11 protein-coding genes are annotated in these 14,549 nt (G+C 69.2%); 2 read left to right on the plus strand and 9 right to left on the minus strand.

Features of this window, described 5'->3' with window-relative positions; all coding sequences use genetic code 11:
* Window positions 1–74 precede the first annotated feature (74 nt).
* Both OG817_RS41020 and OG817_RS41025 read right to left on the minus strand, forming a co-directional pair.
* A complete protein-coding gene (locus tag OG817_RS41020; RefSeq protein ID WP_396392688.1) occupies window positions 75–290 on the minus strand; it encodes a hypothetical protein in 216 nt (71 codons plus the stop codon).
* Window positions 287–3,274 carry a type 2 lanthipeptide synthetase LanM family protein gene (locus OG817_RS41025; RefSeq protein ID WP_406050379.1) on the minus strand — a complete coding sequence of 996 codons (2,988 nt, stop codon included), beginning with the start codon at window positions 3,272–3,274 and terminating at the stop codon, window positions 287–289. The genes OG817_RS41020 and OG817_RS41025 overlap by 4 nt, the downstream gene beginning before the upstream one ends.
* 410 nt (window positions 3,275–3,684) lie before the next feature.
* On the opposite strand from OG817_RS41025, the gene OG817_RS41030 reads away from it, so the two are divergent.
* Both OG817_RS41030 and OG817_RS41035 read left to right on the plus strand, forming a co-directional pair.
* Complete coding sequence (locus OG817_RS41030) at window positions 3,685–4,758, plus strand: MsnO8 family LLM class oxidoreductase (protein ID WP_396392686.1); 1,074 nt, start codon at window positions 3,685–3,687, stop codon at window positions 4,756–4,758.
* 33 nt (window positions 4,759–4,791) lie between these two features.
* Entirely contained in the window at window positions 4,792–6,252 is a 1,461-nt protein-coding gene (locus OG817_RS41035; protein ID WP_406050381.1) for an NAD-dependent succinate-semialdehyde dehydrogenase, read from the plus strand.
* On the opposite strand, the gene OG817_RS41040 is transcribed toward OG817_RS41035, so the two are convergent.
* From OG817_RS41040 to OG817_RS41070, 7 genes are all read right to left on the minus strand, one after another.
* Window positions 6,253–7,479, minus strand: a complete 1,227-nt coding sequence (locus OG817_RS41040; protein ID WP_406050383.1) for a glutathionylspermidine synthase family protein — start codon at window positions 7,477–7,479, stop codon at window positions 6,253–6,255. It abuts the gene before it with no gap.
* The gene (locus tag OG817_RS41045) at window positions 7,479–7,862 is read right to left on the minus strand and encodes a hypothetical protein (protein ID WP_396392683.1); all 384 of its coding nucleotides are present in this window, start codon (window positions 7,860–7,862) and stop codon (window positions 7,479–7,481) included. Before OG817_RS41045 ends, OG817_RS41040 begins: the two co-directional genes overlap by 1 nt.
* A gap of 23 nt (window positions 7,863–7,885) precedes the next feature.
* Window positions 7,886–9,244 (minus strand): APC family permease, encoded by a 1,359-nt coding sequence (locus OG817_RS41050; RefSeq protein WP_406050384.1) that lies wholly within the window; start codon window positions 9,242–9,244, stop codon window positions 7,886–7,888.
* A gap of 68 nt (window positions 9,245–9,312) precedes the next feature.
* The gene (locus tag OG817_RS41055) at window positions 9,313–11,760 is read right to left on the minus strand and encodes a glycoside hydrolase family 2 protein (protein WP_406050385.1); all 2,448 of its coding nucleotides are present in this window, start codon (window positions 11,758–11,760) and stop codon (window positions 9,313–9,315) included.
* A 71-nt stretch (window positions 11,761–11,831) separates the two neighbouring features.
* Window positions 11,832–12,440 (minus strand): SGNH/GDSL hydrolase family protein, encoded by a 609-nt coding sequence (locus OG817_RS41060; RefSeq protein WP_406050386.1) that lies wholly within the window; start codon window positions 12,438–12,440, stop codon window positions 11,832–11,834.
* Between the two features lie 10 nt (window positions 12,441–12,450).
* Window positions 12,451–13,548 carry a Gfo/Idh/MocA family protein gene (locus OG817_RS41065; RefSeq protein WP_396392679.1) on the minus strand — a complete coding sequence of 366 codons (1,098 nt, stop codon included), beginning with the start codon at window positions 13,546–13,548 and terminating at the stop codon, window positions 12,451–12,453.
* A complete protein-coding gene (locus tag OG817_RS41070; protein WP_406050387.1) occupies window positions 13,545–14,294 on the minus strand; it encodes a sugar phosphate isomerase/epimerase family protein in 750 nt (249 codons plus the stop codon). The genes OG817_RS41065 and OG817_RS41070 overlap by 4 nt, the downstream gene beginning before the upstream one ends.
* Between the last annotated feature and the right edge of the window lie 255 nt (window positions 14,295–14,549).

Raw genomic sequence — 14,549 nt, forward strand, 5'->3', positions numbered from 1 at the left:
AGCGGATCGGCGGGGCCGGCCGGGCACCCTCGGGTGACCGGGCGACTCCGCCGATCAAGCGCTTGCTGGCAGGCTCAAGCTTCGATCGTGGGCCAGGTGCTGAAACCTCCGGCGTTGGCGACCGCCGCGAGGGCGAACGCACTCATCCCTACCGTGCCCACGAGTGCCATCGCGCGGGCGCCGACGTGGGTGCGCTTCGGCAGAGTGATCGGGCCGAGTGGGTCGGTGGAGTCCGGGCGCTCGAGCTGGGCGTCGCGGATGTCGTCTTCGTGGTGCTGCTGGGCGGTCATGCTGTTTCCCCTGTCGCTGTGGGGCGTCCGCGCCGTGATGGGCGCGTCGACCCGGTGGATGGTTCGAGCAGCAGGACGGACGGGACGCGTTCGGAGAACGCCAGCCGGAGCAAGCCGTAGCCGATGCCCGCCAGGCCGGTCAGCAAGCCTGGTGACGGAACGGCACGGGGTGTCCCGCACTGTGGGCCGTACTGCTGTACTGCTGCGAGCACCAGCCCGGCCCGGCGTCGCCGGACCGCCTCAACAGCTGGGTGTTCGCGTTCGGCGAGCCACACCAGTGGCTCCACCGCGCCGAGCTCGCCATGACACAGACTGAGGTCTGCGAGCACCGGACGTTCTGTTGCGGTCCTCAGGTAGGCGTCGAGGTCCGCGGGTACTCCGACCGCCAGCCGGGCCAACGCGGTCCCGGCGTCGCCGGAGCACCATCCATGGCCGCCGGACCGGGTCCGCCGGTCCAGGTCGGCCGCCGTACGCGCGGCATCCGTGTACCTGTCGCCAGGTACGCCGTACTGCCCGAGAGTCCAGGCGATGCCCTGGTAGCCGCGAGTGAACCCGTGGTCCGGAGCGGCCAGGCCGCCGCGCAGCCCTTGGTCCACAGCGGCGACCAGTTCGTCGGCGTACCGCTTGGCCAGGTCGGCCGCGGCCGGGTTGCCTTCAATCGCTTGCATGGCGGCGAGTCCACCCGCCGCACCCTCGGCGTACGTCGGGAACTCGGTGGGCTCGGGCTTGAGTCGATCGGTCAGTTCCAGGGCTGCGTGCAACCAACTGGTGAGCTCAGAGTCGTCGAGCAACGTGCTGAGCCGATGGAGTCCGTAGCTGATCCCGCCGAGGCCGTGCAGACCCGGTCCGACCAGCTGAGCCGTCTCCAAGTCTGCGGACAGACTCTCCAGTACCAAGGGGATCGGGCGGATCGCGTCACGCGCCAGCTCGCAGTACTTGTTGGCTCCGGTGAGCACACCGACCTGTGCGAGGAACAGCGCCGTACCGGTGTAGCCGTTGGAAAGCCCTGCGCCCATTGGGCGAATGGCCCAGTGGTGGTCGTCGAGCAGTTCGAGGCCGAGCCAGTTGGCGGCACCGCCGCGTTCGCTGATCACCTGCGCCACGATCTCGTCGGCGATGTCGGTGGCGGCCGCCAGTAGGCAGCCGGGATCCGCCTCGGTGGCGCCGACACCGCGCCGGCCGGCGGTACTGGCGTGCACGATCGGCTCCGGCCGGGTGGCGAGGGATGCGGAGATCAGCCACTTCTGCCGGTGCTCGTCGATGTCATTGAGCCCGGCGATCTTCGCCTCGACCGCGGCAAGCCCTTCGGTGGCAAGGATGTCGGGGATGCGCGTGCCGTCGGACGCCCACAGGTCGCGGCTGTCCGGCCGTGCCGTGAACAGCGGTACGTCGCCCGCCCACATGTCGGCCAGTTCGTGCGGCACCACGTCGTGCAGTGACTCGTCGGCGTCCCACAGCAGATCCAGCAACTGACTGCGACCTGCCGCGTTCCGCAACGCGTCGGGATGCGTCGCCTCGTCGAGCAAACCCGTGTAGAGACTGGTGTTCCGCGGCACGAACCGGATCCGGTCCTGCGCGCACCGGCGTACCAGACCGTCCGGACCGATCAGCTCGTCGCGGTGCCAGGCGATCGCCTCGTACGCGGCCCGGAACCCTGTCAGGACGGCGATCTCGTGGTCCCGTGGCTCCATCACCGCGCCGTCGAGATGTGGCCGGTTGGCAGCGCCGGGCGTCTTGCCGGGACGCCTGATGAGGTGCATGGAGTCCAGTCCGGCGTCCCCCCAGTCGACCACGCTGGAAGGCGCAGTCGCGTCCGCGTCGCCGCCGAGGCCGGACATGTCCGCGACACCGTGCTCGCCGGCGACCAGAAGCGGTAGCAGCGCTGTGCGGTAGACCGAGCTGAGCAGCGTCCGGTACGCCGGGTCCTGGCTGAGCGTGCCGGTTGGTAGGTGGCTCGGATGAAACAGGGTCTCGACGTCCACAAGCACCGGTTGGTCGCCGACGGCGATCAGGTTCTCGTAGTGCATGTCGGTGCCGTCCAGCACGTACAGCAGTGCCAGCAGAGCGCCTTGCCGCTGGTAGAACCGGCGTACCTCAGCCACGTCGTTGCAGGGCTCGGGTACGACGTACTCCAGCCAGCCGTAGCCGCGGCGGGGAAGCAGATCGACCGTGCGGATGCCCAGACCGGTCTTGTCGTTCAGCCAGGCGACGAACTCGTTGAAATGCCGGTGCAGGTCGAGCGGCCGGGGCTTGTAGACCACCCGCCGTCCGTCGGTGAAGGTGAGGGTTGCGGTGGACCGACCGCCCCGATGGGGATCGCCCCCGGGGTCGATGGCGGTCAGCGCGCCGGGATCACGGCCGTCCAGCAGCCCGGTGACGAGCGACTCACGGTCCTCGGCGAGCCGTGCCAGCAGTTCGAGGTGTCCCTCGACGCCTTGCCGGCACGACTCGCCCAGGACCCTGGCCAGCACCGGGTATGCGGCCAGGAAGTCCGCCAGCTCGCTCCCTCCAACGAGCCGGTGGGTGAAGTCCAGAAAACGTTCGGCCGGAGTGTCACCGGCCAGCTCACCGCGGTCCCGTGCCCGAGCGAGCTCCAGCACCAGCGTGCGCGACGCCAGCTTGACCAGTCGCAGCCCGAGCCGCTGCAGGAACTGCTCGGCCAGTACGCCGGTGCGGCCGGCTGCCGCAAGATCGCGGCGAGCTGCCGAGAGCAATGGCTCCAAGCAGCGCATAAGCGCCTGCCGCCAGTCCATGTCAGGCCCACCCGACGCCCCGCCTGCCCCACCTGACGTGTGGCTGGCTGCGGTGCCGGTCCCTGCGGGGCCTCGACCGGCGGCAGGCGCGGTCTGGGTGGAGGTACTGCGCTCCACGTACTCGGCCCAGGCCGGTGCGGTCTGGGCCAGCTCGTGCGGGCGCATCCCCGCGGACCACCAGGCTGTGCGCTGGTCGGTCCGGGCCGGCCCGGCGGTCGCTGAGTTGAGCACGCGGACAGGCTGCCATTGCCCACCCGCTCGGGGCATGGGTATCCGGCCCCCATATTTCCTGGGAGCTCATGGTCCAGGCGTGGGGCAGCACCTGCCGCGGGGTGACGACTGGGGGTTGACCACCCCGCGGCAGCAGCGCCCGGCCGGTCGGCCTCTGGTGGAAGGACGGCCGGCTCAGGTAGGGAGCGCTACGGCTCCCAGCTAGATGTCTGCACTCGTCTTCGGCCTCCTCTGTCCGCGAAATCTGGAAGGAACGCCCGGAACGATGCCCCCACGTCCTGGGGTCCGGCAAGACCTCCGCCTACCCAATTTCGGATCGCCGGCAGGCACGGACAGATGGGTGCCGCGCGGTCCGAACATGGGGGCCGCGCACCCATGTGCGATCGGGCCGGCGCTGCCACGGTGAACAGGTGCTTGCCCCTGTCACTCCCGGACTGCCCGTCTCAGCCCATTCGGTGCTGGACGTCGTACCGCAGCTGCCCGGTCAGTCGGCTGCGGCCGCACTCCGGGAGACCGCGGAGGTGGCACAGGCTGCCGATGACCTCGGGTATCGCCGGTTCTGGGTGGGGGAGCAGCACGGCGTCCGGGGCGTCGGCAGCGCGGCACCGGCGGTACTCGCGGCAGTCCTGGCCGCACGGACGGACCGGATCCGGCTCGGCGCCGGTGGAGTCCTGCTCACGAACCATCAGCCGCTGGTCGTGGCCGAACAGTTCGCCGCGTTGGCAGCGGCGTACCCGAGTCGCATCGATCTCGGCGTCGGCCAGCAGTTCGGCCTTGTGCCCAGTACGGCGGCCGCACTCGGCGGCAGTGCCCGTGATGCCTTCCCGCAGCGGCTGGACGAGCTCTGCGGGTTCCTGCGCGACGGACTGCCCGGCCGCGCACCTGTAGGCGACGTACGGCTGTCGCTGGCCGGTCTGCCGCCTCCTGTGTTCGTGCTGGCCGACCACCCGGGTGCTGCCGCGACGGCTGCGGTACGTGGGCTGCCGGTGTTCCTGGCGCATCACTCCGCTGCCGCGCCGACTCCTGCGGCGGTGGCAGCGTACCGGGATCACTTCGAATCGAGTGGGCCTACGGTGAAGCCGTATATGGCTGTGACCGTCGGTGTCGTGGCTGCCGACTCGGAGGAGTCGGCCATCGTCCGGTTCGCCGACTACGTCCGGGTGAAGACCCGGCTGGCGACGGCATCGCCACGGGCGACGCCGGCCGAACTGATGGCTCTGCTGGATCCACCGCTGACCGGACGGGAACGCGGCCGCGCCGAGCGGCTGCTGGACGACCCCGGTCACATCGTCGGCTCGCGAGCGACCGTGGTGTCCGCGCTCGGGACGCTCGCGGCCGAGACCGGCGCCGACGAGATCATGCTGGTCCCGCTGGCCTTCGACGGCCTGGTCCGGTCGGCCATCCTCCGGACCATCGCCGCCGGCCTGACCAAGTCCGTCCGGACCGTCCCCAGACACGCCCCACCCCTCATCGCCACCGCCTAGTCTGGATCTTGCCGACTAGCGAAAGGCAGACTCATGTCACGGGAGCGGGAAGTCGTCGAGGCGTGTCCGACCGAGTTGTTCATCGGAGGTAAGTGGCAGGCGGCCGAGGGTGGCAAGACCCTCCCGGTCGAGGACCCAGCCACCGGTACGACGATCTGTGACGTCGCCGACGCGAGTCCGGCGGATGGACTGGCTGCCCTGGACGCCGCGGTGGCCGCGCAGGCCGAGTGGGCCGCCACGCCGCCTCGGGACCGAGGCGAAATCCTGCGGCGTACGTATGAGCTGATGACCGAGCGGGCCGACGAGCTGGCGCTGCTGATGACGCTCGAGATGGGCAAACCCGTCGCCGAGTCGAAGGGCGAGATCGCGTACGCGGCCGAGTTCTTCCGCTGGTTCGCCGAGGAAGCGGTCCGGATCGAGGGCGGCTACCAGGTCGCGCCGAACGGCAAGGGCCGGTTCCTGGTGATGCGGCAACCGGTCGGGCCATGCCTGCTGATCACGCCGTGGAACTTCCCGGCCGCGATGGGCGCACGCAAGATCGGCCCGGCCGTTGCGGCCGGCTGCACGATGGTGATCAAGCCCGCCAGCCAGACGCCGCTGTCGATGCTGAAGCTGGCCGAATTGATGACCGAGGCCGGGCTGCCGGCCGGCGTACTCAACGTGATCACCACCCACGACGCCGGTGGCGTGATGGAGCCGCTGATCCGCGACGGCCGCGCCCGCAAGCTGTCCTTCACCGGCTCCACCCAGGTTGGCCGGAAGCTGATCGAGCAGGCGGCCGGCCGGGTACTGCGGACCAGCATGGAGCTCGGCGGCAACGCGCCGCTGCTGGTGTTCGCCGACGCCGACCTGGACAAGGCGGTCGACGGCGCGATGCTGGCCAAGATGCGCAACGGCGGCGAGGCCTGTACGGCGGCCAACCGGATTTACGTCCAGGCGCCGCTGATGGACGAGTTCGCCACTCGACTGACCCAGCGGATGGACGCGCTGAAGGTCGGTCGCGGCACCGAGGACGGCGTCGACGTCGGCCCGCTGATCGACGCGACCCAGCGGGACAAGGTGAAGGACCTGGTCGACGACGCGATCGCTCAAGGCGCCCGGGCGCTCACCGGCGGGTCAGTTGCTGACGGCAACGGGTACTTCTACCAACCGACGGTGCTGGCCGACGTACCGTACAGCGCCCGGCTGCAGAAGGAGGAGATCTTCGGCCCGGTCGCCCCACTGACCCCGTTCGAGACCGAGGACGAGGCGGTCCGGATGGCGAACGACACGGAGTACGGGCTGGTCTCCTACCTGTTCACCAACGACCTCAGCCGTGCGCTCCGCGTCTCCGAGAAGCTCGAGACCGGGATGATCGGGCTCAACCAGGGCATCGTGTCCAACCCCGCAGCGCCGTTCGGCGGCGTGAAGCAGTCCGGCCTCGGCCGCGAGGGCGGCAGCGTCGGTATCGACGAGTACCTGGAGATCAAGTACGTCGCGGTGAACCTGGACTGATCACTCGGCCAGCCAGCGCTGGACGGTCTCGTCGTCCGGTCGCGGGCTGGTGCCGATCGCGTGCGGGACGAACCGGGCGAAGTAGTCCGTGATCGGCCCGTCCGACTCGCGCACCATCATCCCGGCCGCGACCCCGTCGACGATCCAGCTCCCGATCACCGCCCGGTTGCCCTCGTACGACGGGAGCGGGTGCCACTCCTGGTAGACCATCGTCGAGGTGTCGTACGGACCGTCGTGGACGTGGTCCTCGGTGTCGGCGATGGTGTGGATGACGATGTTGCTGCCCTCGCGGCCGTGCAGCGGTTTCGCCACCCACTCGAGCAGATCGCCGGGATCACCGAAGTACGCCGGGAGCAGGTTCGGGTGGTCCGGGTACAGCTCCCACAGCACCGGCAGGATCGCCTTGGTGGACAGCATCGTCTTCCAGATCGGCTCGATCCAGCGCACCGGCTCGGCTTCCAGCCCGGCCAGGATGTACCGGCCGAACTGGTCGTCGAGCATGTCCTCCCACGGGTACAGCTTGAACGCGGTCCGGATCGGCCGGCCGCCCCAGTCGACGAACGCGCGCCGCGCCTCGTCCCAGCCGACATCCTCCATCTCATGCCCGTACGTCGCCAGTCCGGCCATCGCGGCGGTGTCGCGCAGGTACGCGACCGTCATCGCCTCCTCGCCAGTGGTCTCCGCGCCGGAGTTGAAGAAGTGCGCCTCCCGGCCGGGGAATCGCCCGGCCGCCAGCTGCTCGCCCCACCACTTCACCAGCCGGTCGTGCACCGAGTTCCACTGGTCCGCGTCCGGGAAGACGTCCTCCAACCAGTTCCACTGGATCACCGCCGACTCCAGCAGTCCGGTCGGGGTGTCCCCGTTGATCTCGAGCATCTTCGGCTCGACCCCGCTCCAGGCCAGATCGAACCGTGCGTACGCCGACAGGTCGTCGCGCTTCAGCGACTCCTGCACCAGCGGGAGCGTGCCCGAGGCAAGACCGAGCTGGGCATCCGAGAACCGGTCACCCGACGCCATCACCGATGCCGCGTGCTTGCACATCTCGTATAGCTCCTCGGTGACGCGCTCGAGGTGCAGCACCTCGTCCATCGTCACCTCGTACCAGGCGCTCTCGTTCCAGTACGGGCGCTGGCTGCCGTCGGGCAGGTCGGTCATCGGGAAGACCAGTCCCTGCTCGATCACCGTGTCCTGCCAGCCGGGCCGGGGCTTGATCAGGTGCCGCCACATCAGCCGCCAGAGCTCCCCTTGCCGGACTTGCCGAACCCGCCGCGGGTGATGGTGCCGATGTCGCCGCCCTTCTTGTCGACGCCGCCCCGCTTGATCGTCGGCGATCCCGTCCGCGGGATCGTGTAGGTGCCCTGGCCGGCGTTGTAGCGGCCGCCGATCGGCGGCACCAGGCCGCCTCCGCGGGTGGCCATGTAGAACCAGAAGAATCCGGCGCCGGAGCCGTGGTACTCGCGGTCGTCCTTACAGTTCTCGTCGTCGGACCGGGTCTGGGTCTGTGGATCGACGCAGATCGCGGCATAGTCGGGCTGGCTGTTGTTGGAGCATCCGGTCAGCGACGCGGCCACCAGCGCGGTGAGCCCGAGCGTGACGCCCGCGCTGCGCATCCGCCTCCTGGTCTGGCGTTGTGTCACTGCCTGCCTTCCCCCTCGGCCGGTGGCTTCATCGAGAACATGATCGCCGCCCCGATCACCAGCACCACGGCGACAACGATCAGAGGACCGGCGCCAACGTCGATCACCGACAGCACCAGCACTCCCACGAACGACGCGGCCGCCACTACCGGCACGACCACCCGTTGCAGTATGCGCCCGCTCCACTGCCCGGCGAAGTACACCGGTACGGCGGCCGCTGTCGCCAGGTAGTACAGCGACACCAGCAGGGACACAGCAGCGACGGAATCGGCCAGTACGTCGTCCGACGTCAAGACCAGGGACGCATACACGACCACGCTGGTTCCCGCGAACACCCAGGTCGACACGGTCGGCGTCTGGTAGCGGGAGGAGATCCGGGCGAACTGGCCCGGAAACGCGTCCCGCCGGGCCATCGACAGCATCGTCCGTGCGGTCGGCAGGATCGTCGTCTGCGTCGACGCCAGCGCCGACACCAGGACCGCGGCGACCAAGAGCTTCCCGCCGGCGGTCCCGAGCAGCTCGTTGGACAGTACGGCGAAGAAGTCGTCGTCCGCGATGTCCCCGAGCGCAGCGGACCCGGCGTACGCGACCGCGGCCCACGCGACCACGACGTACAGGACGACCAGGAAGCCATTCGCGACCAGGGCGGCGATGGCGGGGATGCGGCGTGGGTCGCGGGTCTCCTCGTTGATGCTGAACGAGGAGTCCCAGCCCCAGTAGACGAAGATCGCGACCAGGACCGCGGCGACCCAGGAGCCGTCGCCGGTCTCCGAGAACGCCGGGATGCTGACCGTGCCGGCCTCGATGAAGGCGTTGACGGCGAACCAGAGCAGCGCGAGTACTTCGATCGTCAACAAGATGAACTGTGTGGTCGCGGCGATCCGGATACCGCGGTAGGCGAGCACCGCCATCAGCAGGATGAACACGACGCCCAGCCCGGCCTTGGCGAGGCGGGAGTCGGCGGCGCCGTCCAGACCGAGTAGCAGGTAGGTGTAGATGGCAGCGACCTGCGCGAGGTTGCTCATCACCAGCAGGCACGCCATCACGGTGGTCCAGCCGACCATTCGCCCGACGCCGATGCCGAACGCCTTCTCCGTCCAGGGGAACGTCGTACCGCAGTCCGGCTCGGCCCGGTTGAGCTCGCGGAAGCACAGCACGACCAGGAACACCGGAATCGCGCTCACCGCGAGGACCACGGGTGCCGCGGCACCGACGTACCCGGCCAGCAGGCCGACCGACACCGCCAGCGAGTACGCCGGAGCGGTCGAAGCGATGCCGATCGCGGTGGACGAACTGAGGCCCAGGGCATCCTTGCGCAGGCTCCGGCCGCGTGATCGCGAGTCTGTGATGGTCATGGCGACATCAACTGTCGCACGCCCACAAGCTCACGCCACGCAGGCCGGTCACTCCATGGTCAAGTAAGTCAGCTCACCAGGTCGTTCGCGGACCGCAGCACCGGTACGCCGACCTGCGCCGGCGCTGCCGCACCCGTCACGTGGAAGGTGTGGCTCTCGCCCGCGGACAGCGTGACCAGGCACGAGTCCACTCGGGCGGCAGGGTCCAGCCGGTCCGGGAACAAAGCCAGGTCCTTCGCCAGTGAGGCAGCCGTTACGGTCACGTCGTACCCATCCTCGGTCGGGGTGACCGAGGCCGCGTACGCGTCTCCGGACAGCCGCAGTGCAGTGTCCTCGACGAAGTACCAGTACGCCGTCGACCCGTCGCCGCCGCGCACCTCGAGATACTCACCGGCAGCATCACCCGGTACGCCGACCGATGCGGGCAGCGAGCTGAGCGCCGCCGACCGCGGCTCGACCTCGAGCACGAACGTCTCCCGCGCCAGCACCTCGCTGCCGACGGCGGTCGACCTGCGGGTGACCGTCACCTCGGTGCTCCACGCAACGTCGGAGTCGTTGTGCGCGGCAACGACCAGTTCGTTGTCCCGAGGCTGGACGGTCAGCAGGCGTTCGGCGTACACGCGTTTCAAGGCGTACCACAGCGGCTTGCGAATGCCGTGCCCGTCGACCGCTGCCCACGAGACGACCGGCCAGTTGTCGTTCAGTTGCCACACGATCGCGCCGGTGTTCAGCGGGAACAGGCTGCGGAAGTGCTCGATACCGTAGATGATCGCGCGCGCCTGGTTGAGCTGTGTCGTCCAGTGCCAGTCGTCGATGTCCTTCCACTTCGGCAGATGCTCGCCGAGTCCGCGCTCCAGCTTGAGGTTGCCCTCGAACGCCTTCTGGTGCACGAGCATCTGCCGGCCGTACGGATCCATCGGCTCGTCGTGCACCACCGAGACCAGCGTCGACCAGGCCGGCGGCCCCTGGAAGCCGAACTCCGACACGAACCGCGGCTTGTACTTGCGGTACGTCGTGTAGTCCACCTGGTTCCACACGTCCCAGATGTGCATCGTCCCGTTGCGCTCGTCGTTCGGGTGGATGAAGTGGTCGTACGAGTACGGGCTGCCCTGCGAGTACGGCGTTCGCGGGTCGAGCTCGGCGACGATCCCGGGCAGCAGGTCGAAGTAGTACCCCTCACCCCACGCGCGCCCGGCGAGCGGCGCCCGCCAGCCCCACTCGACGTACCCCCAGATGTTCTCGTTGTTGCCGTTCCACACCGCGAGGCTGGCGTGCCGGCTGAGCCGGGTCACCGCCTGCCGCGCCTCGGCCTCCACCTCGCTGCGCATCGGCTCGTCCTCGGAGTATGCCGCGCACGCGAACAGGAAGTCCTGCCAGACCAGGAGGCCCTGCTCGTCACAGATGTCGTAGAAGTCTTCGCTCTCGTAGATCCCGCCGCCCCAGACCCGCAGCAGGTTCATACCCGCGTCCACCGCGTCCTGCAGGCTGGTCTCGTACGTCGCCCTGTTCAGCCGGGTGACGAAAGCGTCGTCGGGGATCCAGTTGGCGCCACGCACAAAGATCGGCTTGTCGTTCACGGACAGCACGAACGGCCCACCGTCCTTGTCCGGGGCAACGTTCAGCGTGATCGTCCGGAAGCCGACCCGACCCTGCCAGCTGTCCTGGTCGTCCAGTGCCACCGCCACGTCGTACAGCGGCTGCTTGCCGTAGCCTCGCGGCCACCACGCGTCGACCGACCCGACCGTCGAGGTGAGCTCCACGGTTCCGGTGCCAGCGGCAACCTTCTCCGAGACGGTCGTCCCACCGACCTCGACGGTGACGGTAGCGCCTTCGGTCGCGCCGTCCGCCCAGGCCAGTGCGACGTGCGTGGTCAGTACTCCGCGGTCGCCGTCGAGCCCGGCCAAAGGGCGGACCGAGTCGATCCGAACGTCCGACCACGACTCGAGCCTGATCGGCTGCCAGATGCCGGCCGTCGCGACATCCGGTCCCCAGTCCCAGCCGAAGTTGCTGGCCATCTTGCGGATCGCGTTGTACGGATGGTGGTTCGTGTGCGGCCACAGTCCGAGCGATTCGGCCAGCTCCTCGGCCGTCCGCACCGGCCCGGCGAAGTCGATGACCAGTTCGTTGCCCTCGGCCACCAGCAGTCCGGTGACGTCGAACCGGTAGCCCCGGTGCTGGTTGCAGGTCCTGCCCAGCTCGGTCCCGTTCAGTGTCACGGTCGCCGCGGTGTCCAGCCCGTCGGCCACCAATTCCTGGACCGCGTGGCCGTCGGCCGCCCAGTCGAAGGTGGTCCGGTAGCTCCAGTCGGTCCGGCCGATCCAGGCCAGCTCGCCCTCGTTGTCACCGTCGAACGGATCCGGGATGAGTCCGGCGGCGAGGAGGTCGGTGTGCACCTCGCCCGGGACTGTGGCGGCGACCGGTGTGCGGATCCCCTCGGGCACCGGCCCGGCGGCCGCGCGCACGGTCCAGGCGGCGCCGCCTTCAGTGGTCAGCGGGACTGTCTTGAGCGATGTCACAGCAGCTCTCCAAAGTGAACCGGTTTAGTTCCGTTGAAAAACCGCCCTCCAGGGAATGGGGAGCGGTGGTCTCAGTCTTCGAGGACGGTCTTGCGCCATAGGTCGGCGATGGCACGATGTCCGGCGGCGGACGGGTGCACGCCGTCGTGCGCCAGGGTGGCCGCGCCGACGGTCCTGGCCTGGCGGTTGAGCTCCACGTCGGCCGGCACCAGGATGGCGCCGTACTCGACGGCGAGCTTGCGGACGACGTCGAGCTTGGGGTCGAGGTCCTCCCGCCAGTCCTCCTGCCCGTCCTTCACCGGCATCAGGAACGGCTCGACCAGCACGACCGGGCAGGTGAGCGGATCCAGCAACGCCCGGTACGACGTCTCGAACGACTCGGCCGTCGTCGGGTCGAACTTGTCGTACCGCCGCCAGGTGTCATTGATGCCGATCATGATCGACACCAGCGAGGGGTCGTGGGCCAGCACATCGGCGGACCAGCGGCCGACGAGGTCGGCGGCCCGGTTGCCACTGATGCCGACGTTGACGATCCGCGGCCGGCGTTGGCCGAGGTCGTCGTACAGGTTGCGCACATAGCCGCCGCCGAGCCCGGCCGGGTCGGTACGGCGGCCGCAGTCGGTGACCGAGTCCCCGGCGAACACGACGGTCCGCCGGGGATCGAGAAGGATCGTGGTCACTGTGCCGGACTCACAGGGTCGCCGCGGTGACGTCCCAGTCGTCCGGCAGGATCGCCGCGACCTCGACCGTGCTCTTCACGTCGACGAACGCACCGGAGTCGATCGACTCGGTGATGGAGGCCATCACGTCGACGATGTGGAACGCCAGCGCCCCGGTCGCGCGATGCGGCCGGTCGGCCCGGATCGCCCGCGCCATCTCGAGTACGCCGGTGCCGCGCTGCGCCACCGCCTTCGTCTCGGCGACGGTCTCCCAGTCGTCACTGCCCCGACGGCGGACCTTGATCGCACCGTCGAACCCGTTCGGATCCGGTACGGCGAGAGTCGCGTCAGCGCCGGTGATCTCGACGAACCCGCCCCGCGACAGCGGCGAGTCGAAGCTGAAGATGCTCTGCGACGACTGCCCCGACTCGAACCGCGCGATCGTGCTGACGTGCGTCGGCACAGTCACGTCGAAGTCGGTGCCGGCCAGCGGACCGGAGCCGATCGTGCGCTTCTCCCGCGACTTCGAGCCGAGCCCGGCGACCGCCGCGACCGGACCGAACAGCTGCACAAGCGTGGTCAGGTAGTACGGGCCGATGTCCCACAGCGGGCCTGCGCCCTCCTGGAACAGGAACGCGGGGTTCGGGTGCCAGGACTCCGGGCCGGGCGACTGCATCAGGGTCAGCGCGGTCATCGGCTGCCCGATGTCACCGCGCTCGATGATGCGGCGAGACTCCTGCAGGCCCGGACCCAGGATGGTGTCGGGTGCACAGCCCAGCCGCACGCCCGCGTCCTGCGCCGTCGCCAGCAGCTTCAGGCCACTGTCCTGGTCCAGCGAGAACGGCTTCTCGCTCCACACGTGCTTGCCCGCGGCAACCGCTGCCAGCGCCACCTCGACGTGCGCGATCGGGATGGTCAGGTTGACCACGATCTCGACGTCCGGGTGGTTCAGGACCGCCTCGGGACCGCCGTGGGTCTCGATGCCGTACTGCTCGGCCTTCTCCTTCGCCGCCTCCGGCCGGAGGTCGCCAATGGCGTGCACCTTCAGGTCGGGGAAGCTCTGCATGCTCTTGATATAGGCGTCCGAGATGACTCCGGCGCCGATCACACCTACGCCAACGGCACTCATTCAGGCGCATCCTCTCCCGTGAGGAACTTGTAGCTGCCTTCCACCGCGTCGAAGATCTCGCCGGTGAAGTCGTCGAGCTCGACCACCCGCAGCGCGTTCGGTGCGGCGGCCAGGATCTCCCGGACCGCGATGCTGCCGTCGCCGACCGCCACCTGGGCCTTGTTGTCCAGGGTGCCGTCGCCGTCCTTGACGTGGATCGCTTTGACCCGGTCGCCGAGCTTGGCCAGCAGTGCCGTGACATCGGCGCCACCGACGGCGGCCCAGTAGGTGTCCACCTCGAGGATCACCTCGTCGGACAGGTTGTCCGCGAGGATCTCCAGCCCGTGCACGCCGTCGATCTTCGACTCGAGCTCGAACTGGTGGTTGTGGTAGCCGACCGTGATGCCGTGGTCGGCGGCCTCGACCGCGGCCTTGTTCAGGCCCTCGGCGATGGCCTTGATGTCGTCGGCCGCCTGCCAGCGGGCCGGGTCGGTGTGCGGGTCGATCACGGTGGTGATGCCGAGCCGCTTCGCCGCGGCGTAGATCGGGCCGCTCTCGTCGCGGAGCAGGCCGGCGTGCGTGGTGGGTGCCGACAGTCCGTACTTGGGCAGCGCCTCGGCCAGGCGGTCCGCGAAGTTCGTCACACCGAAGGGCTCGACCTTGGTGTAGCCGATCTGCGCGATGTGGGCCAGGGTGGCGTCGAAGTCCTCCTCGAGCTTGCCCCGGACCGTGTACAACTGGAGGGACAGGTTGTCCACTGCGACCATGGTTTCTCCTCGTCGCCGGCGGCTCACCCGCTGCCCTGGGATCGTCGCCGGCTTGATTGCCGAACCGGTTAAGTAACGACGGCAACGGTATCCCACCCGGCCCCGCCCACACCACCCTCCGCCCAACCACTGGGCGGTCACCACCTCCACACTCCACCCGTCCGCGCAGCCGCCGCGGTTTGCTGGAACGGACGAGGATTTGATCAAACAGTCACCCTCCGCGCCTGAGTGGTGACACGGTGTGGAAAGCGGCGC

The sequence above is a fragment of the Kribbella sp. NBC_00889 genome (genome assembly GCF_045207705.1).
Lineage (GTDB): Bacteria > Actinomycetota > Actinomycetes > Propionibacteriales > Kribbellaceae > Kribbella.